Annotated in this window: 22 protein-coding genes, 2 tRNA genes and 1 riboswitch; of the genes, 16 read left to right on the forward strand and 8 right to left on the reverse strand. The window is 36.3% G+C overall.

The window, feature by feature from the left end:
- Positions 1–78 precede the first annotated feature (78 nt).
- From AC3WTI_RS26925 to AC3WTI_RS26975, 11 genes are all read left to right on the forward strand, one after another.
- A tRNA-Gly gene (locus AC3WTI_RS26925) sits at positions 79–150 on the forward strand.
- Positions 151–160: 10 nt separating this feature from the next.
- Positions 161–233 (forward strand) — tRNA-Ala (locus tag AC3WTI_RS26930).
- Positions 234–348: 115 nt separating this feature from the next.
- On the forward strand, positions 349–1,494 hold the full coding sequence (locus AC3WTI_RS26935) for a glycerate kinase (RefSeq protein WP_097841888.1): 1,146 nt from the start codon (positions 349–351) through the stop codon (positions 1,492–1,494).
- A 209-nt stretch (positions 1,495–1,703) separates the two neighbouring features.
- The gene (rocF, locus tag AC3WTI_RS26940) at positions 1,704–2,597 is read left to right on the forward strand and encodes an arginase (RefSeq protein ID WP_000711567.1); all 894 of its coding nucleotides are present in this window, start codon (positions 1,704–1,706) and stop codon (positions 2,595–2,597) included.
- A gap of 219 nt (positions 2,598–2,816) precedes the next feature.
- On the forward strand, positions 2,817–3,638 hold the full coding sequence (gene cdaA / locus AC3WTI_RS26945) for a diadenylate cyclase CdaA (protein WP_001115691.1): 822 nt from the start codon (positions 2,817–2,819) through the stop codon (positions 3,636–3,638).
- Positions 3,631–5,112, forward strand: coding sequence for a CdaR family protein (locus tag AC3WTI_RS26950; RefSeq protein ID WP_087958365.1), 1,482 nt, complete (start codon positions 3,631–3,633; stop codon positions 5,110–5,112). The genes cdaA and AC3WTI_RS26950 overlap by 8 nt, the downstream gene beginning before the upstream one ends.
- Positions 5,105–6,451, forward strand: coding sequence for a phosphoglucosamine mutase (glmM, locus tag AC3WTI_RS26955; RefSeq protein ID WP_000521481.1), 1,347 nt, complete (start codon positions 5,105–5,107; stop codon positions 6,449–6,451). Before AC3WTI_RS26950 ends, glmM begins: the two co-directional genes overlap by 8 nt.
- 286 nt (positions 6,452–6,737) lie before the next feature.
- A complete protein-coding gene (locus AC3WTI_RS26960) occupies positions 6,738–6,923 on the forward strand; it encodes a hypothetical protein (protein WP_001208183.1) in 186 nt (61 codons plus the stop codon).
- Between the two features lie 12 nt (positions 6,924–6,935).
- Complete coding sequence (gene glmS, locus AC3WTI_RS26965) at positions 6,936–8,738, forward strand: glutamine--fructose-6-phosphate transaminase (isomerizing) (RefSeq protein WP_087958364.1); 1,803 nt, start codon at positions 6,936–6,938, stop codon at positions 8,736–8,738.
- Between the two features lie 252 nt (positions 8,739–8,990).
- The gene (locus tag AC3WTI_RS26970) at positions 8,991–10,955 is read left to right on the forward strand and encodes a S9 family peptidase (protein WP_097841887.1); all 1,965 of its coding nucleotides are present in this window, start codon (positions 8,991–8,993) and stop codon (positions 10,953–10,955) included.
- Positions 10,956–11,058: 103 nt separating this feature from the next.
- Complete coding sequence (locus tag AC3WTI_RS26975) at positions 11,059–11,625, forward strand: DUF4256 domain-containing protein (RefSeq protein WP_001980350.1); 567 nt, start codon at positions 11,059–11,061, stop codon at positions 11,623–11,625.
- 73 nt (positions 11,626–11,698) lie between these two features.
- On the opposite strand, the gene AC3WTI_RS26980 is transcribed toward AC3WTI_RS26975, so the two are convergent.
- The 4 genes from AC3WTI_RS26980 to AC3WTI_RS26995 form a co-directional block, all read right to left on the reverse strand.
- The gene (locus AC3WTI_RS26980) at positions 11,699–12,205 is read right to left on the reverse strand and encodes a DoxX family membrane protein (protein WP_000236336.1); all 507 of its coding nucleotides are present in this window, start codon (positions 12,203–12,205) and stop codon (positions 11,699–11,701) included.
- A gap of 245 nt (positions 12,206–12,450) precedes the next feature.
- Positions 12,451–13,362 carry a sigma factor regulator N-terminal domain-containing protein gene (locus AC3WTI_RS26985; protein WP_097841886.1) on the reverse strand — a complete coding sequence of 304 codons (912 nt, stop codon included), beginning with the start codon at positions 13,360–13,362 and terminating at the stop codon, positions 12,451–12,453.
- Positions 13,362–13,853: an RNA polymerase sigma factor gene (locus tag AC3WTI_RS26990; RefSeq protein WP_000514146.1), complete on the reverse strand. Its 492-nt coding sequence runs from the start codon at positions 13,851–13,853 to the stop codon at positions 13,362–13,364. The genes AC3WTI_RS26985 and AC3WTI_RS26990 overlap by 1 nt, the downstream gene beginning before the upstream one ends.
- 140 nt (positions 13,854–13,993) lie before the next feature.
- Positions 13,994–15,280: a DUF5068 domain-containing protein gene (locus tag AC3WTI_RS26995; protein WP_097841885.1), complete on the reverse strand. Its 1,287-nt coding sequence runs from the start codon at positions 15,278–15,280 to the stop codon at positions 13,994–13,996.
- Between the two features lie 433 nt (positions 15,281–15,713).
- Between AC3WTI_RS26995 and AC3WTI_RS27000 the strand changes: the two genes are divergently transcribed.
- On the forward strand, positions 15,714–16,490 hold the full coding sequence (locus AC3WTI_RS27000) for an SDR family oxidoreductase (RefSeq protein ID WP_097841884.1): 777 nt from the start codon (positions 15,714–15,716) through the stop codon (positions 16,488–16,490).
- 37 nt (positions 16,491–16,527) lie between these two features.
- On the opposite strand, the gene AC3WTI_RS27005 is transcribed toward AC3WTI_RS27000, so the two are convergent.
- The 4 genes from AC3WTI_RS27005 to AC3WTI_RS27020 form a co-directional block, all read right to left on the reverse strand.
- On the reverse strand, positions 16,528–17,196 hold the full coding sequence (locus AC3WTI_RS27005; RefSeq protein ID WP_000527137.1) for a methionine ABC transporter permease: 669 nt from the start codon (positions 17,194–17,196) through the stop codon (positions 16,528–16,530).
- A complete protein-coding gene (locus AC3WTI_RS27010) occupies positions 17,171–18,211 on the reverse strand; it encodes a methionine ABC transporter ATP-binding protein (protein WP_087958359.1) in 1,041 nt (346 codons plus the stop codon). The genes AC3WTI_RS27005 and AC3WTI_RS27010 overlap by 26 nt, the downstream gene beginning before the upstream one ends.
- 12 nt (positions 18,212–18,223) lie before the next feature.
- Positions 18,224–19,036 carry a MetQ/NlpA family ABC transporter substrate-binding protein gene (locus AC3WTI_RS27015; protein ID WP_048528651.1) on the reverse strand — a complete coding sequence of 271 codons (813 nt, stop codon included), beginning with the start codon at positions 19,034–19,036 and terminating at the stop codon, positions 18,224–18,226.
- Positions 19,037–19,121: 85 nt separating this feature from the next.
- Positions 19,122–19,236: riboswitch (SAM riboswitch) on the reverse strand.
- 80 nt (positions 19,237–19,316) lie between these two features.
- Positions 19,317–20,225: an NAD(P)-dependent alcohol dehydrogenase gene (locus tag AC3WTI_RS27020; RefSeq protein ID WP_087958357.1), complete on the reverse strand. Its 909-nt coding sequence runs from the start codon at positions 20,223–20,225 to the stop codon at positions 19,317–19,319.
- A gap of 145 nt (positions 20,226–20,370) precedes the next feature.
- On the opposite strand from AC3WTI_RS27020, the gene AC3WTI_RS27025 reads away from it, so the two are divergent.
- The 4 genes from AC3WTI_RS27025 to AC3WTI_RS27040 all read left to right on the forward strand — a co-directional run bounded on the left by AC3WTI_RS27025 (position 20,371) and on the right by AC3WTI_RS27040 (position 25,011).
- Positions 20,371–21,135: a DUF6612 family protein gene (locus AC3WTI_RS27025; protein ID WP_087958356.1), complete on the forward strand. Its 765-nt coding sequence runs from the start codon at positions 20,371–20,373 to the stop codon at positions 21,133–21,135.
- Positions 21,136–21,247: 112 nt separating this feature from the next.
- Positions 21,248–22,684, forward strand: coding sequence for an FAD-binding oxidoreductase (locus tag AC3WTI_RS27030; protein ID WP_142286567.1), 1,437 nt, complete (start codon positions 21,248–21,250; stop codon positions 22,682–22,684).
- Complete coding sequence (locus tag AC3WTI_RS27035; RefSeq protein ID WP_087958355.1) at positions 22,681–23,214, forward strand: MFS transporter; 534 nt, start codon at positions 22,681–22,683, stop codon at positions 23,212–23,214. Before AC3WTI_RS27030 ends, AC3WTI_RS27035 begins: the two co-directional genes overlap by 4 nt.
- Positions 23,215–23,292: 78 nt before the next feature.
- Positions 23,293–25,011 carry a DUF3981 domain-containing protein gene (locus AC3WTI_RS27040; protein ID WP_087958354.1) on the forward strand — a complete coding sequence of 573 codons (1,719 nt, stop codon included), beginning with the start codon at positions 23,293–23,295 and terminating at the stop codon, positions 25,009–25,011.
- Positions 25,012–25,060: the final 49 nt, after the last annotated feature.

Consider the following 25,060-nt stretch of genomic DNA (forward strand, 5'->3'; position numbering starts at 1 on the left):
CCATTAGCTCAGTTGGTAGAGCATCTGACTTTTAATCAGAGGGTCGAAGGTTCGAGTCCTTCATGGCTCACCATTTTCGCGGAAGTAGTTCAGTGGTAGAATACAACCTTGCCAAGGTTGGGGTCGCGGGTTCGAATCCCGTCTTCCGCTTAATTACTAAGGGGCCTTAGCTCAGCTGGGAGAGCGCCTGCCTTGCACGCAGGAGGTCAGCGGTTCGATCCCGCTAGGCTCCATCTAATAGAGAAGCTTACATCATATGATGTAAGCTTTTTTTGTGTTTGAAAAGACAACGTTCATACTTGTCGTTTAAAATGAAGAAAACGTAAAAGTAAAGGGTGGGGGATAATTGTGAAAGTTGTTATTGCATCTGATTCATATAAAGAAAGCTTAAAAGCTATAGAAGTATGTGAAGCTATAGAAAGAGGTTTTGGAGCAATTTTCCCTAAAGCAGAGTATGTAAAAATCCCGATTGGAGATGGAGGAGAAGGAACGGTGGATTCCCTTGTTGATGCTACAGGGGGGAGAATTATATCACTTCATGTGACAGGACCGCTTAGAGAGAGCGTACAAGCCTTTTATGGTATGTCTAAAGATAAAAAGACAGCGTTTATTGAAATGGCAGCAGCATCAGGATTACAACATGTTCCGGTTAAAAAACGAAACCCACTTATTACAACGACGAAAGGAACAGGAGAACTTATACTACATGCGCTAGACGAAGGAGCTGAGCACATTATTTTAGGACTTGGAGGAAGTGCTACAAATGATGGCGGAGCGGGTATGTTGACAGCTTTAGGAGTCAGGTTTATGAATCAAGAAGGGGAAGTAATAGAGCCATCTGGAGGAACGCTACATTCAATTGTTGCTATTGATTTTTCGCAAATGGATTCACGTTTAGCACATATAAAGATAGAAGCAGCATGTGATGTAGATAATCCGTTAGTTGGAATAAAAGGAGCATCTTTCATATTTGGACGGCAAAAGGGTGCGGATGCAGAGATGATGAAAGAGCTGGATGAAAATTTAAAGCATTATGCGCATATCCTAAAACAATCTTTATCTTGTGACGTATGTAAAACACCTGGTGCAGGAGCTGCAGGAGGAATGGGAGCAGCTGTTATTGCAGTGTTAAAGGGAAACTTGCGGAGAGGGATTGAAATTGTATTAGATTATACAAATTTTGATCAGCATATAGAGGGCGCAGACTTAATTATAACTGGTGAAGGGAGAATAGATGAACAAACAGCATATGGAAAGGCCCCTGTAGGTGTTGCAGAGCGTGCAAAGCACTTTCATATTCCTGTTATTGCTATTGGAGGATCTGTATCTCCAAATTATCTAGCTGTTCATGAAAAGGGAATTGATGCAGTATTTAGTATCACAGCGAGTCCGATGACGTTAGAAGAGGCTTATAAAGTAGCAGAAGAGAATGTTGAAATGACAGCAAAGAATATTGCAGCAGTGTGGAAAATTGCATCAGAAAAACACTTCTAAATGTAGGAGTGTTTTTTATTATTATCTAATAATAATGATAATAGTTGTTTCATTAAGTTAACTTTATACATAGAATAGTCTTAACATTTGAGTTTTAAAGCGAATATAAGTGAATAATTTGTATATCCATACAGAAAAATGTCGAGTTGAGTCAGACTATATAAAAGATTTAAAATATTTAGTGAAGGCACAAAAGGGGGATACTATCTATGAAAAAAGAAATCTCAGTTATTGGAGTTCCAATGGATTTAGGACAGATGCGTCGCGGTGTAGATATGGGGCCAAGCGCAATCCGTTATGCAGGCGTAATTGAAAGAATTGAAGAAATTGGATATGACGTTAAAGATATGGGAGATATATGTATAGAGAGAGAAAAAGAAGTAGATGTAAATACAAGCTTAAGAAACCTTACACAAGTTGCAACTGTATGTAACGAATTAGCAAGTAAGGTAGATCATATTATAGAAGAAGGACGTTTTCCACTTGTATTAGGTGGCGACCATAGTATTGCTATCGGTACATTAGCTGGTGTTGCGAAACATTATAAAAACTTAGGTGTTATTTGGTATGATGCACATGGTGATTTAAATACAGAAGAAACTTCACCATCTGGAAATATTCACGGTATGTCACTTGCTGCAAGTTTAGGATATGGACATCCTGCGCTTGTAGATTTATACGGGGCATATCCAAAGGTGAAAAAAGAGAACGTTGTAATTATCGGTGCACGTGCATTAGATGAAGGAGAAAAAGACTTTATTCGCAATGAAGGTATTAAAGTATTCTCAATGCACGAGATTGATCGTATGGGTATGACGGCTGTTATGGAAGAAACAATCGCGTATTTATCGCATACTGATGGTGTGCATTTATCATTAGATTTAGATGGTCTTGATCCTCATGATGCACCAGGAGTTGGCACACCTGTAATTGGTGGTTTATCTTATCGTGAAAGCCATTTAGCAATGGAAATGTTAGCGGAAGCTGATATTGTTACATCTGCTGAGTTTGTTGAGGTAAATACGATTTTAGATGAGCGAAATAGAACGGCAACAACAGCGGTTGCTTTAATGGGTTCTTTGTTCGGTGAAAAACTAAAATAAATGTAAGAAAAGCAACTGAGAAGTTGCTTTTTTTATTTGAAAATAGGCGTATAATAATGTTTGACATCTTACCAATTTAGACTAAAGGGGAGGTTTGTAATTGTTGTTTGTTTCATGTATGGTATAATTAACTAGTTGTTGGAAATACATACAGATAGAGCATAAAATAATATTTCAATATATGGATAGAATTGCTCGTAAGTAGGAGGAAGGGTTAGCATGCCTTTTGAAGATACGACCATTTTGGAATATGTTAGTACGGCATTAGATATTGCCGTTGTATGGTTTATTATATATAAGCTAATTCTCATAATCCGAGGGACGAAAGCTGTTCAACTTTTAAAAGGTATTACAGTTATTATTGTCGTTCGGATGATTAGTATTTTCCTTGGATTACGTACGCTATATTGGCTAACTGAGCAAGTATTAACGTGGGGATTTTTAGCCGTTATTATTATTTTTCAGCCAGAATTGCGAAGAGCACTTGAGCAGCTAGGACGCGGGAGTTTATTTTCACGTACTGGAACTCATGAGGATGATGAGCCTGAAATGGTTGCAACAGCGATAGCAAAAGCAACGGAATATATGGGAAAACGTAGAATAGGCGCATTAATTACCTTGTCAAAAGAGACCGGTATGGGTGATTATGTGGAAACAGGTATTCCGCTAAATGCAAACGTATCATCGGAATTACTCATTAATATTTTCATTCCTAATACACCTCTTCACGATGGAGCGGTCATTATGCAAGGAAGTACCATTAAAGCAGCAGCGTGTTATCTTCCCTTATCGGAAAGTCCGTTTATCTCTAAGGAACTAGGAACTAGGCATCGCGCCGCAATGGGAGTTAGTGAAGTTACTGATAGTATTACAGTAGTTGTGTCGGAAGAAACTGGCCAAATTTCTTTAACGAAAAATGGTAAGTTGCATCGTGATTTGAAGACAGAACAATTGAAAGATATGTTGTTAGCTGAATTTAGTGCGAACGAAAAAACGACTTCTTCGTCTTTATGGAATTGGAGGAGAAAGCGTCATGGATAAGTTAATGGAGAATCATTGGTTTCTAAAAGGGATCTCATTACTATTGGCGTGTATGCTTTTTATGTCAGCGACTTTAACTGAAAAAAATACGACATCGGGGATAATACCTTTCGCAAATGATACGAAAGAGACATTAACGAATTATGCTATTAACGTTAAGTATGATGACGAGAAATATATTGTAAGTGGTATTCCGGCAGAGGGCGTCAAGGTGAAGTTAGAGGGCCCAAAAGCAGCAGTTGCTACAGCAAAGGCGAAAAAACAATTTGATATACCAGTTGATTTGAGAGATAGCGAAAAAGGAACGTATGAAGTAGCCTTAAAAACGAACGGGCTTCCAGATGATGTAAAAGGAACAGTTCAGCCATCAACAATTAAAATTACTCTTCATGAAAAAGCGAGAAAATATGTTCATGTAGATTTAAAATTATCAAATGAGGATCAAATGCCAGCGGGTGCTACTCTTGAAAAATCAAATATTAAACCTGATACGGTTGAGGTAGTTGGGACGAAAGAAGAAATTGAAAGTATTTCATCTGCTAAAGCGTATATTGATTTAAAAGGTGTTAATAAAACTGTTACGAAAACACCTGAAGTTACATTATACAATAAAGAAGGAAAACGTTTAAATGTAAGAACGAGTCCATCTAAAATTAGTGTAACGTTAAATGTGGTGACGCAAGCTACGGCCAATAATACGGAAAAAACTGTTCCTGTAACGTATACGAAAAAGGGGAGTTTACCAGAAGGATTGGCCGTTACAAATATTAGCGTTGAGCCGCGAGAAGTAACGATAGCAGGTCCAAAAGATGTATTGGATAATATACAATCGATAGAGGGGGTCGAAGTAGATCTTAGTCAATTGACAGAGTCTACAACATTCGATACCTCTGTTTTATTGCCAAAGGGTGTAACAAGTGCAAAACCGAATCAAGTGAAGGTTTCAGTAGGCGTACAAAAAACAAAACAAACGAAAACAAGAACGATTGATGGTATATCGATTCAAAAAAATGGACTTTCTAAAGATGTTACGGCCCAGCTACTTTCGCCGCAAGATGGGAAGATAAGCGTTGATATTTCAGGAGAAACAAGTATAGTAGATAAAATAACAGCTGCTCAAATAACAGCAGCGATTAATCTGCAAAATGTATCTCCGGGAACAAAGGATGTTTCCATTCAAGTGAGCGGTCCTGGTAATATTTCAATAGAACCAAAGCAAAAAAGTGCTAAGGTCACAATTGTGAAGAAAGAAAATCCAGATAAAGAAGTACAGGGTAACGGTGAAAATCCAGATTCAAATCATAACCAAGATAATCAAACTGAAAAACCAAAAAATCCTGAACCTGAACCTAAGCCTGACCCGGAAAAGGAACAGGAACAAAATAAAGATCAAGAAAAAGAAAAAGAAACGAGTCAAGAGCCAACAGTAGATAATCAAAAAGAGCCAGAAAAAGGAGCGAATCATAATGGGTAAATATTTTGGTACAGATGGAGTACGCGGGGTTGCGAACCAGGAGTTAACACCTGAATTAGCGTTCAAAATTGGACGTTTTGGTGGTTATGTATTAACAAAAGATACAGATCGTCCAAAAGTAATTATTGGCCGTGATACACGTATATCAGGACATATGTTAGAAGGAGCTTTAGTAGCCGGTCTATTATCAACTGGAGCAGAAGTAATGCGCCTTGGTGTTATTTCTACACCAGGTGTTGCTTATTTAACGAAAGCGTTAGATGCACAAGCAGGTGTTATGATTTCTGCATCTCATAATCCAGTACAGGATAACGGAATCAAATTCTTCGGTTCAGACGGTTTTAAATTAACAGATGAGCAAGAAGCAGAAATCGAAGCTTTATTAGACAAAGAAGTTGATGAGTTACCACGTCCAACAGGTACTAACCTTGGACAAGTGAGTGATTATTTTGAAGGCGGACAAAAATATTTACAATACATTAAACAAACTGTAGAAGAAGATTTCTCTGGTTTACATATCGCTTTAGATTGTGCGCATGGTGCTACGTCTTCTTTAGCTCCATACTTATTTGCAGATTTAGAGGCTGATATTTCAACAATGGGAACTTCACCAAACGGTATGAACATTAACGATGGAGTAGGTTCTACACATCCAGAAGTATTAGCGGAATTAGTAAAAGAAAAAGGCGCTGATATCGGTCTTGCCTTTGATGGTGACGGTGACCGCTTAATCGCTGTAGATGAAAAAGGAAACATCGTTGATGGCGATCAAATTATGTTTATTTGTGCGAAGTACATGAAAGAAACTGGTCAACTGAAGCACAATACAGTTGTTTCAACGGTTATGAGTAACTTAGGTTTCTACAAAGCACTTGAAGCTAACGATATTACAAGTGATAAAACAGCAGTTGGTGATCGCTACGTAATGGAAGAGATGAAGCGTGGTGGATATAACCTGGGCGGAGAACAATCAGGTCACATTATCTTACTTGATTACATTACAACTGGTGATGGAATGTTAAGTGCACTTCAACTTGTAAACATCATGAAAATGACGAAAAAGCCATTATCTGAGCTTGCAGGTGAGATGACAAAATTCCCACAATTACTAGTAAATGTTCGTGTAACAGATAAAAAGTTAGCGTTAGAAAATGAAAAAATCAAAGAAATTATTCGTGTTGTAGAGGAAGAAATGAACGGTGATGGCCGCATTCTTGTTCGTCCATCTGGAACAGAGCCACTTATTCGTGTAATGGCAGAAGCACCAACACAAGAAGTTTGTGACGCATATGTACATCGTATTGTAGAAGTTGTGAAAGCTGAAGTTGGCGCTGAATAATTCAATAAATTTATGAAAAAGGAGCACAAGAAGTGCTCCTTTTTCATATGTTTTATAGATGATGAAAAAAATTTCATTGACGGTTTATCTATGTTTGTTATAAGATGGTCTTGTTCTTTTTCTCAAAGGAAATACTGTAAATTATAGAAGCGCCAGAACTACAAGTAGTGTAGTTGACGAGGTGGGGTTTATCGAGATTTCGGCGGATGACTCCCGGTTGTTCATCACAACCGCAAGCTTTTACTTAAATCATTAAGGTGACTTAGTGGACAAAGGTGAAAGTGTGATGAGAGAAAAGGAACGGATACAAACTAGCTGTATAAGTATATACGGACTTAAACCCAATCGAGAGGAAGGTGAAAGCCGTTACAAGCTTACAGGGCTAGCAATATGTAATCCGTTTTTTAGTATAAATAAAAATGGTATCGGACTATGTCGTTACATGTTCGCAGAGCAATGTAAGCATTTGTAACGGCGACTAAACATGTGTGGAATCGTAGGATTTATTGGAGAGCAAGATGCAAAGGAAATTTTATTAAAAGGTTTAGAAAAGCTAGAATATCGTGGATATGATTCAGCAGGTATTGCAGTACAAGCAGAGAACGGTGTTGTTGTATACAAAGAAAAAGGCCGTATTGCAAAACTTCGCGAAATCGTAGATGTGAATGTAGCAGCAAGCGTGGGAATCGGTCACACACGTTGGGCTACACATGGTGTTCCAAGCAAAGTAAACGCGCATCCGCATCAAAGTACATCAAAACGTTTTACACTAGTTCATAACGGTGTAATTGAGAACTATGAATTAGTGAAAAAGGAATATTTACAAGATGTAACGTTCGTAAGTGAAACGGATACAGAGATTATCGTACAGCTTATGGAACAACAAGTGAGCACAGGACTAAGTGTAGAAGAAGCGTTCCGTAATACGCTATCGCTTTTACATGGCTCTTATGCAATCGGATTACTTGATGCTGAAAATCCAAACATGATTTATGTTGCTAAAAACAAAAGCCCGCTATTAGTAGGTGTTGGTGACAACTTTAATGTTGTGGCGAGCGACGCTATGGCGATGTTACAAGTTACAGATCAATTTATTGAATTGATGGATAAAGAAATCGTAATTGTAACGAAAGAAAGTATTACAATTAAAAACTTACAAGGTGAAACGATTGAACGTGCACCGTTTACAGCGGAATTAGACGCAAGTGATATTGAAAAAGGAACATACCCTCATTTCATGCTTAAAGAAATTGATGAGCAACCACTTGTAATCCGTAATATAATTCAAAAGTATCAAGATGAAAATGGCGAGATTGAATTAGATCAAGACATTCGCAATGCGATTTTAGATAGCGATCGTATTTACATTATTGCATGTGGAACAAGTTATCATGCAGGTCTTGTTGGAAAACAATTTATCGAGAAGTTTGCAAAAATGCCAGTTGAAGTGCATGTAGCAAGTGAATTCTCTTATAACATGCCATTATTAACAGAAAGACCATTCTTCATTTACATTTCACAAAGTGGTGAAACAGCTGATAGTCGTGCAGTACTTGTACAAACGAATGAAATGGGTCATAAAGCATTAACGATTACAAACGTACCTGGTTCTACGCTTTCTCGTGAAGCTGATTATACACTTCCGTTATACGCGGGACCAGAAATCGCAGTTGCATCAACGAAAGCTTACACAGCACAGCTTGCAGTACTTTCAATTTTAGCTGCGGATATTGCTAAGGCGAAAGGTCAAGTTCTTAATTTCGATTTAACACACGAATTAGGACTTGTAGCAAATGCAATGATAGAACTTTGTGATCAAAAAGAAGAAATGGACGCATTAGCAAAACAATTTTTAGCAACAACACGTAACTGTTTCTTCATCGGACGTAGCGTAGACTTCTACGTAGGATTAGAAGGTGCGTTAAAGCTAAAAGAAATCTCTTACATCCAAGCAGAAGGATTTGCTGGAGGAGAATTAAAACACGGTACAATCGCCTTAATCGAAAACGGTACACCAGTTATCGCACTTGCTACACAAGAGCACGTAAACCTTGGAATTCGTGGTAACGTGAAAGAAGTAGTAGCACGCGGAGCTAACCCATGTATCATCTCAATGAAAGGTTTAGAAATGGAAGGTGACAGCTTCGTATTACCAGCTGTACACGAAGCACTAGCACCGCTAGTAGCAGTTATTCCATTACAACTTATCTCATACTACGCAGCACTTCACCGCGAGTGTGACGTTGATAAACCACGTAACTTAGCTAAGTCTGTTACGGTTGAGTAGGAGATTAGTAGGTTAATAAATATACGAATCTGTACCCCTTTAGATATGTTATCTAAAGGGGTATTTTTATGCAGAAAAAGAACATCGAAAATTGTTAAGTGGATAGAACCCTATAAATAAAAGTTTCACTTTATCAGATTTACTTTTATTTATCTGAATTTTCCGTTATCATTTTAGGTATGCGTGAACAATTTTCTATATTATGACGGGGAGAGACGATAGATTTATGGACATTACAAGGGAGCTTATTATATGAAAGTGAAAGCAAAAACATATTTAAATATAGAAGAGATTATTTCATTACCGGCCTTATCAAGTGCAAACATAAGTGATGATGGCAAAAACGTAGCGTTTGTTAAGAAGACAGCTAACTGGAAAGACAATACGTATAGAAATCATGTATGGATATATGAAAAGGATAAAGAGCAGAGTTACCCACTAACAGATGGGGATATAGATAATACACATCCATTATGGTCTCCAGATTCTAAGACTATTGCATACCTTAGCCCGGGCGGTGACGGAGCTAATACAAATCAGATCTTTGTTAAGTCAATAGACGGTGGTAGTGAGGTTCAAGTTACGGATGCGAAGGAAGGAGTTAATACATTTAAATGGGATACCACGGGTAAAGGTTTTTATTATATTGCACAGTCAAAAGAATGTGAGGAAATAAAGAAACGTAAGGAACTATATGGAGATTTCCACCATGTAGGTAAGGAACATCGGAATAATTGTTTATACTACATTGAGATAGGAAGAGCGATACAAAATGATAAAGAGGAACGTGAGATTAACGGTGTTTATCAACTAACGGATGGTAAGGAGTTTTATATACATAACTTTGATATTTCAAATGATGGGAAAAAGGTTGTATGCATGGCTACACCAAGCTTAAACGATCATATGAATGGTGATCTATACATATTAGATGTTGAAGCTGGGGAACTACAAAAAATGAATATGGCTAAGTTGTTAGGAGGGAGCGTTTGCTTTTCACCTGAGGGCAACAAAATATGTTACGCGGCAAGCATCAGAGAGAAGGATTACTATAGAAATCATATACAAGATAATACATTAGAGATATATGATATGAATACTGGAGAAGTAATTCAACCTTTAACAAATTTTGATAGTACGGTTATGCCATTACAGTGGACAGCTAAAGGGGTTTTAATTAGATGGCAGGATAAAACGAATTACCGTATTGGCTTGCTATGTGAGGATGGCAGTGTCGAAATGTTAAGCGAAACAGTAGATGGTTTTATAATGGATGCCTCTATAACAAGAGATGGCAATCATGTAACATATACTAAGGCTATAACAAATGAAACCTTTGAAATCTATTTGGACAATAAAAAAATAACGAATGAAAATAGCTTTTTCGAAGGAAGGCTTAAAAGTAATAGAGAAATCATCTCATGGAAAAGTAGTGATGGTCTTGAAATAGAAGGTGTTTTATCAACCCCAGTAGAGTTTGAGGCAAATAAAAAATATCACTTATTAGTAGTAATCCATGGTGGTCCGAATTGGGCGTCCTTTCCGATATTTTCAGACTGTTTTAATGAGAAATATCCGATTGAACAGTTTATCGAAAAAGGCTTTATCGTTTTAGAGCCAAACTATAGAGGAAGTTCTGGTTATGGTAATGAATTTTTACAAGCAAACTATAGAAAACAAGGATTTGCTGATTATGATGATATTATATCTGGAGTAGATCAACTAGTAGAAAAAGGGATGGTATACAAAGATAGAGTAGGAGTTATGGGATGGAGTAACGGAGGATATATATCTGCTTTCTGTTCTACATTTAGTGATAGATTTAAAGCTATCTCAGTTGGGGGCGGAATCAATAACTGGAGTACCCATTATGTAAATACAGATATCCCTTACTTTATTAGAATGTATTTAGGAAATACTCCATGGAATGATCCAGATATATATAAGAAAACATCACCAATGACATATATTAAATCAGCCTGTACGCCTACGTTAATTCAACATGGGGAAAAGGATATAAGAATTCCAATTACAAATGCATATGAGTTATATGAAGGTTTAAGAGATATGGAAGTTGATACAGAACTAATTATATTTAAAGGAATGGCATATAGTTCTGATCAGCCGGGAATGAATGTAGCTATTATGAAGCAGAACTTGATGTGGTTTTCACATTATATTCTTGGGGAAAGTATGGAGGGTTTTCGTACTATATAATGGATATTCGTACAGGGATTTTTCGTTGTGTAATCCGGTCAGATTGTTGTAAACTGTATGCAAACCATTATGATTATAAGGAAACGTAATTCGGAGGACGAATATGACAGAGAATAAAAATGAGTTATCTGTAGAACAACGTGAAGAACTAATAAAAGTATTACAAGCTCGTTTTGAGAAAAGTATGAACCGCCATGAAGGTCTTGAATGGGCTAAAGTTGAGGTAAAGCTGAATGCTAACCCTGAAAAGTTATGGTCACTTAACGAAATGGAAGTAACTGGCGGTGAGCCGGATGTTGTTGGATATGACAAAGAGAGGGACGAGTATATTTTCTGCGATTGTTCAAAGGAGAGTCCTAAAGGTCGTAGAAGCCTTTGTTATGATCTTGAAGCGTTAGAAGCAAGAAAAAAACATAAACCGGAAAATAACGTTATTGATGTGGCAACTGCTATGGGTATTGAACTATTAACAGAACAACAATATCGAGAGTTGCAAAAACTTGGGGATTTTGACATGAAATCATCAAGTTGGGTACAAACACCTTCAGATATTAGAGAGCTTGGTGGAGCTCTATTTTGCGATTATCGCTTCGGACACGTTTTTGTGTACCACAATGGAGCAGATTCTTATTATGCTGCTAGAGGATTTCGTGGCTCGTTAAGAGTTTAAATTTGGAGTAAGTAAGAAAAAGAGCCTATACGTAGGCTCTTTTTCTTACTTATATTTTAAAAGTAAACTGTTACTACGCAGTTTTACTTAATTTATATGTTTCATGGTTGTTTTTACGGAAAAGTTTAGGGAAAACATAGCCGTCTAATCCAATACGTCCAGCGTTATGACCTGCAACTAAAATGAACATAGTTAAAATAAGCAGGTTTGGGTTTACACTAACAGTTCCACTTAGTAAAAATGAAAGATTCATTATAATTCCAAAGAATGCAGCAGTTTTTGTTAATCCGCCTAAAATTAAACCTAGACCTACTAAAATTTCTCCCCATTGAACTAAAAAGCTAAATAGGTCTGCGTTTGGAAGAACAAAGTGTTGAAGGAAGTCTGCCCACCAACTTTGTACGGCAGGGTGGTCACCTGATGCTTGAGCGATAGCGCCCTTTAGAAAACCACTTGCATCAAAAGATTGTCCGAAAACTTTACCTATCCCAGCAGCGAGCCATGCATATCCTATGTAAAATCTTAAAAATAATAATATGAAAGCAGCACGTTTATCAGTTCTTAAAAAATTGATAACCATTGAAATCCCTCCAATATTTTATTTACATGTTTATTATATATCCATTGTGAAAAGATTCACAATGGATAAAGTGTGAACAAAAATTATGTTTTTTCATTTGTACATAAAGTATTTGGAAATGTATTGTTTGGAGGATGGATAATACATGAAGGGAGCTCTCCACTAAAATAAGTAGCTCCCGTAGTAAACAAATTCATGTACGTTCTTTTAACTAGCTACTATTAGCTTATCTTGTCTTTTCCTTATTATTTCTCTGGTTTTATATAAGGAACAACTTGTGCAGTAACCCCTACAGAAGCACCGCGAATAAAGTCTTGGTTTTCTAATGCCTTAAAGTTTTCCGTTTTCCCAGTTAGCATAACCCCTAAGATTTTCAATTGATCAAATGGTTTGCCCTTGTTTGATTTTAAAAACTTTTGGATAGTTTCGTCATGTCCGTCGTCATCGTATTGGTTAAGTGAATCAACGAACTCTTTGTACGCTTCTTCAGGGGACTTGTCTGGATTAAATCCATAAACGGGCATACCAGCAGGTCCTTTGCTTTCATCTCCAATTGGTGAGGTCATATATAACCATACAATGTTTAAGTTGTCTGGAATTTTTTCTTTAATTTCTTGTAGTGTGTAGGGCTGATTGAAAGAGATAGCAACTTCGGCGACATAGTTGTTCATTTGTGAAACTTCCCCTAATTCATTTTGCACACCATCAAAATATTCCTTAATAGCGGGATTATAAAATGTTGCAAATTTTTTCTTTGTTTGTTTATCGTACTCATAGAACTCTTTATTGGACCAATAAAAACCAGGCGTTAATTCATTGGAATCGATATTGATGCGGACCCAACCATAGGAGCTTGTTAATGTATTCCAAGGGACTACGTAACCATTAATGTTTTTAGAACGATTTGATATAATATTGCCGCCAAACATGGATGAATTACTTGTTACTTGAGAATCAATTTGTACATTCGGTTCTGCAATGTCGTTATGTAAAAAGAGTCGTTCGTGAAGCTTCGTAGAGCTTTTTGCTGCGAAGTAATTGCCAACTTTATAAAATATAGGGATAAGTATGATTACAACAATCATAGAGGTAATAATGCTTTTAAATAACTGTTTCCTTTTCGCTTTTTTTAATGCATCTTTTAAAGAAGTATCCATTAAGGTTTTCCTCCTATTTTTGAGTGAATTGCTTTACGTGCACGATGTAACTTTTGTTTGACGCTGTTTACTTGAATATCTAGTATTAGGGCGATTTCCTCATATGAAAAGTTGTAGTAGTACTTTAAAAAGAAGGCCTCTTTATATTCTAGTTTTATATCTTTTAATAGATAGAAAATCTCATCTTTATTTAAAACAGCGTCTAATTCTCGGTCTGTATATTGTAATTTTGCATAAATCTCTTCAGTTAAATAGATGTTTTGTTGCTCTTTTTTCCTTTTTAAGTCAATGTATTCGTTTAATGCGACTCTGAAAAACCATGGACGTATGTTACTCTCGGTTAGATTATCTAGCAATGTGTATACTTTATAGAAGGTATTTTGGATGATGTCTTCTGCATCTTCTTTTATAGCCCCTTTCGCTAGTAGTAGTTTGAACACTTCCTCCCCTAGATTGATAAGGTAGGAGGTCAATATATTTTCTTTTCCCATCACTTTTCCTCCCTACACTTATACAACGGATAGGTAATGATAAATGTATACACTTAAATTAAAGTTTTGTTCTTTATACAAATAAAAAAGGCATATAACAATCCTATGTTATATGCCTTTTCTATTATATATTTAGTAATCTATTTCGGTAATGCAAATTTAGCTTTTTTACCTTGTGAAATATCTTTTGCTTCTTTGTTTCTCATAGGTCCTAACTCAATCTCAAAGCTTTTGTCTTTCCAAATCTTTTCATACTGCTCTTGATCTAATATATAGACTTGTAGTAACTCTCCAGATGTTCCAGTTTTAACTGCAGCATTATAGTCGTAATTTAGTAGCATACCTTCATTAAGCGTATATTGTGTACCATCATTTACTCTTAAGGTAGAGCTTATAGGAGATAGTGAAACGTCTTGAGTATCTTTGTTATCAAGTTTGAATTTCACTGTCAATAGAACAATTCCGTTTTTGAAATTGGCAAAGCGTGGAGCTTCGACGGAATTTGGTGTAAACTGAGTAAATTGGTATCCGTCTAATGTAACATTAACAGCGCCTAATTCTTGGTTGTTATTAATGCTTGATTTCTCTTTTAACATTTTTTTATCGCCCATGTTATTAGCTGTAGCTTTATCTTGGTAGAAAGTTTTATCTGTTGCAACCTTTTCAGCACCTTGTTTGTTTAAACTTAATGAAAAGCTTCCAGGGCTTCCGATTGGAGCATCAAATTTTCCTTTATTTGCTTGTGCAGTTGGGACTGTGACTGAGACTGTTGAGAGACTTGAAATTTTCGCTAAATCATCTTTTCCGAATGGATATGCGATATAACCAGAAATAGTTTCGCCTGCTTTTACTAAGTAATCATTTGTTGGGGCAAGCTTAGTTGGTAACTGATCTTCTTTTGGGATTAAATCTTTATAATTACTATATACTTTCTGTGCACCAGTAAATGACATGTCCAATGCTGGCATATAATAAATATCTTTAGCTGAACTATTTTTTACGCTGTAGTTCACAAGAATAACTCCGCCCTCTGTTTGACGGTTAAACGGAATGTTAAAGTCCGTATGGAATCCATTTAATTCAACTAATGTATAACTATTCATTGATACTGAAACATCTTCAGCTTTATACACTTGTGGTTCCTTATTTTCAAAAAGAACTTTTGTTTTACCACCTGTTTCTTTTTCCATATAGGAAATCAGCTTAGAGAAATCGCTTGAACTAGTAGCTGTATTTTCAGGCTTTTTATCTTCAGTTTTTTTATCTTCAGATTTATTTTCTTTCGGTGTAGCCGTTTTTTCTGTTTTGCTTTCTTTTGTTGCATTTTCTTTTTGTTCTTTATTTGTCGTATCGCTTTGACCACAGCCAGTTATTACAAGAGCTGCTACGATTACTGTAGAAAATAAAGAAAGTAATTTTTTTGACATGTTTCTTCCCCCTATTTGTGTAAAACTAGACTCTCACATTAGCCCCACGTTTTATTATAAGAAAGTAAGCCAGTATTTACCAGTGTTTTTCTGAGTATTTTAATTATTTAGTTATTGTAATATATTAAAGTTAGTAGAATGCCGGCATGGAATTTCGACTTTTATTTTTTTATCATTTGAAATATTACATCATATTGGTATGATAGAAATAGAGATATATGGAAAGGGGACAAGGACTCAATATGTGGATGAACTTGTAATGATTAGGAAACTAGATAGATCAATTTTTCTCTCATAAGTGAGGGGTTATTTAGCTATCTGTAAATCATTCAAGGACTGCATATTTGGCTTGTACATCCCTTTTGTAAGGATAATGCGCAGGGAAATTCATATCTCTTATATAAAGTATGCGTCCTTTAAATTGGAGGAGTATATGATGAATCACTTAAAACATAAAATAGCGGTTGTTACAGGGGTAAGTCGTCTAGATGGTATAGGCGCAGCAATTTGTAAAGAATTAGCTGAAGCAGGATACGATATATTTTTTACGTATTGGACAGCGTACGATAAAGAGATGCCTTGGGGCGTTGAGCAAAGTGAACAAATACAATTAAAAGAAGAGTTACTAAAAAACGGTGTGAAAGTATCAAGTATGGAGTTAGATTTAACTCAGAATGATGCGCCGAAAGAGCTTATAAATAAAGTTACTGAACAACTAGGTTACCCTCATATATTAATTAATAATGCAGCGTATTCTACGAATAATGATTTCTCTAATTTGACTGCTGAAGAATTAGATAAGCACTACATGGTAAATATTCGCGCGACTACGTTGTTAAGTAGTCAATTTGCCCGAGGGTTTCATAAGAAATCTGGTGGTAGAATTGTGAATATGACATCAGGACAATTTCAAGGACCTATGGCAGGAGAACTAGCGTATGCAACAACGAAGGGAGCAATTGACGCCCTTACGAGTACGCTGTCAGCTGAGGTAGCTCACCTAGGGATAACAGTGAATGCAATTAATCCAGGTCCAACTAGTACAGGGTGGATGACTGAGGAGATAAAGCAAGGATTAAAGCCGATGTTTCCTTTTGGTAGAATTGGTGAGCCGAAGGATGCAGCAAGACTCATTAAGTTTTTAGTAAGTGAAGAGGCAGAATGGATTACGGGACAAGTTATTCATTCTGAAGGTGGATTTAAAAGGTAAAAAGAAGGTATCTCACCAGGGTGAGATACCTTCTTTTTTAATCTTTTTTCAACCTTCGTGCAACGCCGTTACCTAAAGACTGTAACCCTTGAACGAGGATAATTAAAATAAAGACGGTTGCATACATTACTTCCGGTTCGTAGCGTAAGTGTCCAAATCGATATGCTAAATCACCAAGGCCACCAGCACCTACAAGTCCAGCCATTGCTGTTGCGCCAATTAAGCCAATTGTTGCGATTGTTAACCCAAGTACAAGGGAGGGACGAGCTTCTTTCACCATAACGTGCCAGATGATTTTTATAGTAGAAACACCCATCGCTTGGTAAGCTTCAATAACACCACGATCTACTTCCAGTAAAGCTGTTTCCATTAACCTTGCAATATAAGGGGCTGTGAATACGACAAGTGGTACGATGACACCTTGCACACCAATGGATGTTCCCATTAGAAACTTTGTAAAAGGTAAAATGAAGAATAATAGAATGATAAATGGAAGAGAGCGAATGATATTAATAATTGTATTAAGAATTGGATAAATGATTTTATTTTCGTGCTGTCCACCAGGTCTCGTTAAAACAAGTGTGACGCCAAGTGGTAATGCAATAAGGATAGAGATGAATAGTGAAATAGATGTCATTTGAAATGTTTGAATGGTTGCTTCCCATATGACTTTACCCCATTCATCCAAAAAGGACTTGTTTCCCATAATCTGTTCTACCTCCTTCTATGATGATCCCTTGCTCTTGTAAAAATGATAAAGCACGGTCTACCTCAGTTTTTTCACCTTGCATATGAATGATCAGTTTCCCATATGCTTCATGTTTTAACTGTGTAATATTACCGGATAAAATATTCGGATACACTTGAAAACGTTTTGTAGCGATAGCTAACGCTGGTTCACCAGAAGAAGTTCCTATAAATGAAAGTGTTACGATTTCTCCGGTTCTTTGTAGCTCTTTCTGTACGTCTTCAGGAATCTTCGCTGCAAATGCACTATTTACGAATTTTTTCGTTGTTGCATGTTGTGGGTTTGTGAATATATCCTTCACAGTCCCGCTTTCAACTACTGCTCCATGTTCCATGACAGCAACTCGGTCACATATACGCTGGATGACATTCATTTCATGTGTAATTAATAAAATTGTGATCCCAATTTCTTCATTAATTTTTAATAATAGGTCAAGAATAGACTCCGTTGTTTCCGGATCTAAAGCGCTCGTTGCTTCGTCGCTTAATAACACTTCAGGTTCATGGGACAGTGCACGTGCAATGGCAACACGTTGTTTCTGGCCACCAGAAAGTTCACTCGGATAGGCATCTTTTCGATTGAAAAGATCCACAATGCGTAAATACTTTTCTACTCTTTTTTCGATTTCTACTTTTGGAATGCCAGCAAGGCGTAACGGTAATGCAATATTTTCATAAACGGTAACAGTTTTAAGTAAATTGAATCCTTGAAAAATCATCCCGATTTTTTGTCGCGCTTTTGCAAGTTCTTTTGCTGATAAAGTTGTTAAGTCTTGGTCGTTTACAATGATATTTCCTGTCGTTGGTTTTTCTAATAAATTTACACATCGAATTAATGTGCTTTTACCAGCGCCGCTATATCCAATGATTCCAAATACTTCGCCCTTTTTTACTTGAAGGGAAGTAGGTTTAAGAGCGGCCACATTCCCCTTTTTTGTTGTAAATACTTTGGATACATTTTTTAATTCAATCATTATCTTCAGCTCCTACCAAGACGGTAAAACAGAACCATCAAATTTTTTCTCGATAAATTCTTTTACTTCTTTAGATTGATAAGCTTTCTTTAATTTATTTACAACAGCATCATCTTTATTTTCAGTACGAACAACGACCCAGTTCACATATGGTGAATCTTTTCCTTCACGGAAGATAGAATCTTTCGCAGGGCTTAATTTTGCACCTAATGCAAAGTTGGTATTAATTGCAGCTGCTTTCACTTCACTTAGTTGTGTCGGTAATTGAGATGCCTCTAATTCAACAATCTTTAAATTTTTCGGATTTTCAATTACATCTTTCGCAGTCGCTTTTTCTGTAGCCTTTGGATCCACTTTTAAAACACCTGCTTTTTCAAATAGCTTTAAAGCTCGAAGTTCATTCGTTGGATCATTTGGTACAGCAATTGCATCGCCCTCTTTTAAGTCTTTTACATCTTTTAAGCTTTTAGAATATACACCCATAGGGAATGTTACTGTTGAAAATACTTCCGTTAATTTCATATTGCGCTCAGCTTTAAATACGTCTAAATAAGATTTCGTTTGATAACTATTTACATCGAGACTTTTTTCATCTAAGGATACGTTTGGTGCTACATAATCATTAAATACTTTTACATCGATTTCGAGTCCGTCTTTCGCTGCCACTTCTTTTACTTTTTCAAAAATTTGTTCATGTGGTCCGCCAGTTACACCGACAGTAATCTTTTTCTCATCTAACGTTTTTACTTCTTTATCTGAATTAGCACCACATGCGCCTAATAATAATACTGCTCCACTTACAATGCTCAATAATACTTTTTTCATCTATAGTTCCCCCTTCATATACGTTCCAAAATAAAAAGCACCTCTCAAAAATAAGAGAGGTGCCGAATAGACAAAATAGATTCCTCTCTTATCTGTCAAAACGAAAACTCGTTTTGCAGGAATTAGCACCTTAGCTTATACGTCATAAGCTCGGTTGCCGGGCATCATCGGGCCAGTCCCTCCGCCACTCTTGATAAGAGTTTGTGTATGTAGTTTTTTAATATGGTATTAATAGTAAATCTTACAAAAAGAATTGTCAATGTTATTTTCTGAATATATTTTATATTAAGGTAATCGAAACGTTCCCCTTCTTATGTCCCTTTTCCACATACATATGAGCTTCAGAAATTTCTTCTAATCGGTAGGTTCTATCAATAACAGGTTTTAAATGTTCTGTTTCAGTTAGTTCTTTTAGTAGAATCATATCCTCTTTACTTACCTTTGCCATCATTCCATTAACAGATACATATTTTCCATTGGGTGTTAATGTATTTGTACAAAGGGATTTTTTATACTTTCCAACTGCATCAAATATAATATCGTAGCGTTCGCCCCGCTTAGTAAAATCTTCTTTCGTATAATCAATTACTTTATCAGCTCCTAAAGATTGAACGAGTTCAAAATTTGAATTACTACAAACAGCCGTAACGGTTGCGCCGAAATATTTAGCAAGTTGTACAGCAGCTGTTCCTACCGATCCTGAGGCACCATATATGAGCACTTGTTGCCCTTTTTTTATACGGCCCTTTCTAAGGAAATGCAATGCTGAAGTTCCGCCAAAAGGAATAACTGCCGCTTCTTCATACGTCACATTGGTAGGTTTTAATGTGATTAATCCACTTTCATGTACGCATGTGTACTCGGCATAACCACCGAGGTTTAGTTCTGTTAATGCAAAAATTGGATCACCTTTTTTAAACTGAGTTACATCGGTTCCAATTTCCTCAATTTCTCCAGCTAATTCTACACCAAGTATAGGGTTTCTCGGTTTTCTGAAACCTAATATGATCCGCATAGGGATCCAAAATAAGAGGGGACTATTAAAACCGCGTATTCTACAATCTCCAGTCGATACACTTGTTGCATGAATTTTAACTAATACTTCGTTCTTTTTAGGCGTAGGTTTCTCTATATTTTGAAGTTGAAGAACGTTAGGTGGTCCATACTGTGTGCAAATAATTGCTTTCATAATGACCTCCTGAAATGAGTTGTTGTTATTTACATCATATTTAAACTCTTCATTAAACATGTCGTTATATAGCAAATATAGATTGAAAATTATATAGATTTCATAGGAAAAGAGGTGATATTATTTTGGGAAAGGGGGCGACATTATGAAAAAAATTATTTTTGTTTCAAGTTTAGTACTTGCAATCAGTCTAGGGGTAGGGTGTAGTAATGAGAAAACAGCAAAGACGGATGAACCGAAAAAAGAAGCCGTGCAAAAAGAAAAGAAATTAGCAGCGAAGGATGTTTTCAAGAAAACGAACGAAGCTTTTAAAAATGAAGAACATGTAACGATGACATATGATGTAGGGATAAAAGCTGAAGGAACAGAGATGGATATATTAAAGGCTAGGATGCAATTAGAGCCAAAGACAAAGAATTCTCGTTCTGAAATGAATATTTCTGGTACAGATGTTGTAGTGTATACTGTGGACGGTAAAGTTGCTGGTGAGGTGAAAAACCCTAATACAGGAGAAGTTATAACCGTGCCAGAGGAGCAATTAAATGCTGGTGGAATGAAGGCGACTCAAGATATTATAGATAAGTTAAAAGTACCAGAAGTAGTTTTAGATAAAATGAAGATGGAGAAAAGCGGAGATAAATATAAACTGAAATTTACATTAAAAGGGCAAGAAACAGAAAGTATGTTAACTAGCATGGATGAAACGCAGAAGAAAATGTTACAAGCGCAAAATGCGAAGATAGAAGAAGTGGATGCAGAATATATCATTACAAAAGATTTTAAATATGAATCAGCAAAGATAGACATGATTATGAGTAGTAATGGCAAGGATAAAGCACACATTATTACGAACGCAAAATATACGTCGTACGAAAAGTTTGATCCAATACAATTGCCAGCAGCAAAGTAACAGTTTTGATAAGGGGGTACCTAAAATAGGGTGCCCTCTTTTTTGTATACTTTCTTCATAGGAAAATAGGTACAATATGAAGAGGAAAAGATGTAGAAGAGGAGAGTGTCATTTGAAAAAAAGAAAGATAGCGGTGGTTATTATGGCTTATACAGTGTTGCTTGCGACATCTGTAAATACATATAAAGAGCAACTAAATCATCCGATTATGAGCGATGTAGGAAAGTTACTTCCAACGAAAATTAAACGTGTTGAAAATGCTGAGGATGAAAGTTCATTAAAACAGGTTGTGCGAGATGCAAATGTTTCTGAGGAGAAAATTTCTATTGCTGGTATGCAACATAGCCAAGGCGGACAGACATATTATCCGAACGGTACGATGCTTGATATGAAAGGGTACAATGAAATATTAGAGTTTAATCCGGCGGAGAAGAGGATTAGGGTGCAAAGCGGTGTCACATGGAATGACATTCAAAAGAAAATTAATCCGTATGGTCTTGCGGTTCAAGTGATGCAGTCTCAAAATATTTTTACTGTTGGTGGTTCATTAAGTGTAAATGTACATGGACGTGATATTCGTCATGAAGCATTGATTGATACAGTAGAGTCATTTAGATTGTTAATGGCAGATGGTACGGTGCGTAATGTAAGTAGAGAAGAAAATGCTGATTTGTTTCCGTATGTAATTGGGGGATACGGATTGTTTGGTGTGATTTTAGATGTAACACTAAAGTTAACAAATGATGAATTGTATGAAACGCATACGAAGGTACTAGATTATAAGGAATACTCTTCATATTTTAAGAATAAAGTGCGAAGGGATGAGGATATACGTATGCATTTAGCGCGTATTTCTGTTGCCCCACATTCATTTTTAAAAGAAATGTATGTGACAGATTATGTATTAGCAAAAGATCAGCAGAAGTTGAGAGAGTACAGTAAATTAAAAGAAGAAAATATTATAGCTGCGCCAAAGTTTTTACTCGGTTTATCACGCTATAGTGATTGGGGAAAAGATACGTTTTGGGATATACAAAGAAGTTATTTTGAACGTACAAATGGTAAGTACGAAACGCGAAATAATGTAATGAGATCGGATAGTGCCTTTATGGAATACGATAACCCAAACTTGACTGAGGTTTTACAGGAGTATTTCGTACCGATAGACAATTTTTCAGCATATATAGATGACTTGCGAAATGTTTTGAGTGAAGAGGAATTAAACCTTCTTAACATTACCATTCGCTATGTAGAAAAGAATGAAAATGCGGTACTATCTTATGCGAAAGATGATATGTTTGCACTGGTTCTTTTAATTAATCAAGGACGCTCAGAGGATGAAGTAAAGAAAACAAAAGTGGTCATTCAGAAGATGATTGATGTTACTTTAAAGCATAATGGTAGTTATTATTTACCGTATTATTCTTATCCAGAAAAGGAGCAACTAAAGAAAGCATATCCTCGCATAGAAGAGTTCCTTCAGAAGAAGAAGGAAGTAGATCCAGAGGAAAGGTTTGTGAATTTATTTTATAAGGAGTATAGCAAATGACATATAGAAGGTTTGTAGCGTCACAAAGCATAATTATGATGGCGGGAAGTATGGTATTTCCTTTTTACATCTTATTGCTTAGGAATGTAGGGAATAGCTTCTCGCAATTTGGCTGGGCGTATGGCTTATTTGCGTTAACGTCAGCTCTAGTATATCCGTTAGTGGGGAGAATCTCTGATCGAGTAGGTGATAGAAAGTTATTAATTATATACGCCTGGTCCATGGCTGTATTAATGCTTTGTTTCCCTATTGCCACAGAAGTATGGCATGTATACATTCTTCAAATTTTAATGGGAGTTTTAGGGGCTGTGCAGCGTAATACGGAGAAGACATCGTTAGCACGAAAAGTTGTGCAAGAAAATGCTGGTTATGAGATTGGGAAATATCATGTGTGGACATCGATTGGAGGAGCAATAGCAATTATTGCAACAGGATATTTAGTAGATTTCTTTACGATTGGTACGATTTTTTATATTGCATCTATCTTATATGTAGTAAGCGGAGTTGTATTAAGTAGTAAAAAAATATAATCATCCCCATTTTTACCTGAATACCCTTTATTTGTTATACTAAAAGGGAAAATAAAAGAAAAGGGGACATTGCCTTTGATGAAATTTTTAATTTTAGCTATTCTCACTTTGTTTTTGATTCCATGGACAAGAAGCGGTAGTAAACTTCGAGCAGTGGATAAGAAAGGAGAGGAGAAGGTTGTAAAGGGTAAGAAATCATCCATTTTAGTTATTCCTGTTTTATTTTGGATAGGTATTGCAATCTATGAATATCTTTGGCTAATTGATGATCGAGCAGATTCAATTCTTACTCATTATGCCGTTGCAGTAGCAGTTTTAATTGGGCTTGTTTTATTTTCACAAAATCAAATAGGGAAATTAGAAGGTACGTTAAAAGGGCTTCTCATGTTTGTTTTACTAGCAAGTTACGGCTATTTTGGTTATTTGCACGATATAGTAATCACGCAAAAAAAATATGATTCTGTTGTAAAGGTAGAGAAAGATATTTCAGAGCCATTTACTGAAAATGATCAGCCGTTTACAGTGCCGCCAAAGACAGCAGAAAATAAGATGAAAAAAGTATTTGGAGATATTCCGAAAGTAGCTTATTTTGAACTAGGAGAATTAACGCCACAAATGGTAAATGGCGAGGCTTTATATGTAGCACCAATTGAAGTTTCAGGATTTTTTAAAGCACGTAAAGCAGAGACAATTCCAGGATACGTAACGATGTCAGGTACGAACCCGGATGCGGAAGCGAAACTGCACCTAGGTTATAAAATGAAATATGTGCCAAGCATGTTTTTCGGGAATAATTTAGAGCGTGTTGTAAGGAAAGCAGAACCAAATCTAATCTTTAAAGGGAAACCTAAATTTGAAGTAGATGATAAAGGGAAACCTTATTATACAATGACGTATGGTGAATTTATTTCAGGAAGATCTGGATTTGAAGTAGAGGGCGTTGTAGTAGTAGACGCACAAACAGGTGAAGTGAAAAGATACGACAAAGGAAAGGCACCTAAATTTGTTGATGGCGTATTAAATCATGAGACTGCATCTACATTAAATACGTATTTCGGTAAATATATTCACGGATTTTGGAATACAAAATTCTCACAAACTGATATGAAGATCCCGACTGAATGGGGAACGAAAGAAGGAGTTACACCAATCTTCGGTAAGGATGGAACGTTATACTACTTTACTGATTTCACCTCTCCGAAAGAAGGAGTAGATTCTGCGTTAGGTTACTCGCTTATTGATGCGCGTACAGGTAAGTTATATTACTATAACGGAAAAGAAGTGAAGGGAATTATGGATGGATCAGCTGCTTCGGAAGTAGTGGATAATTCCTTTAAGAGAGAGAAATGGCATGGAACGATGCCGGTTATTTATAACGTGTACGGTAAACCTTCTTGGATTGTACCTGTTATTGATGACGGAGGATTAGTACGTGCTCATACAGTTATCTATGCTTCTAATGCAAAAATATTTGCAGCAGGTTCGACGCAAAAAGAAGCGCTTGAGAATTATAAAAATGCACTGAGCGGAAGTGGAGATTCATTTAGACCGACTTCAAGTGGTAAAGAGGCACAAAAAGAAGGCGTTGTACAACGTGTATATAAAGAAAAATCAGGTGAAAATACAATTGTGTACGTACTGTTAGAGAATGAACAAAAAGTATTTATGATACCTGTGAAAAAATTCCCATATGCTATGTTTACAGAAGTGGGCGATCCAATTCAAATCACATATTTAGATACAGGAGAGGCGATGTCTTCCGTATCGAAATTTGCAAATAGCAATTTGAAAAAGTAAAGCGATAGAAATTCTATCGCTTTTTTTTACAGTATGAAACAGGAAAATG

Source organism: Bacillus sp. EB106-02-03-XG38 (genome assembly GCF_058792175.1).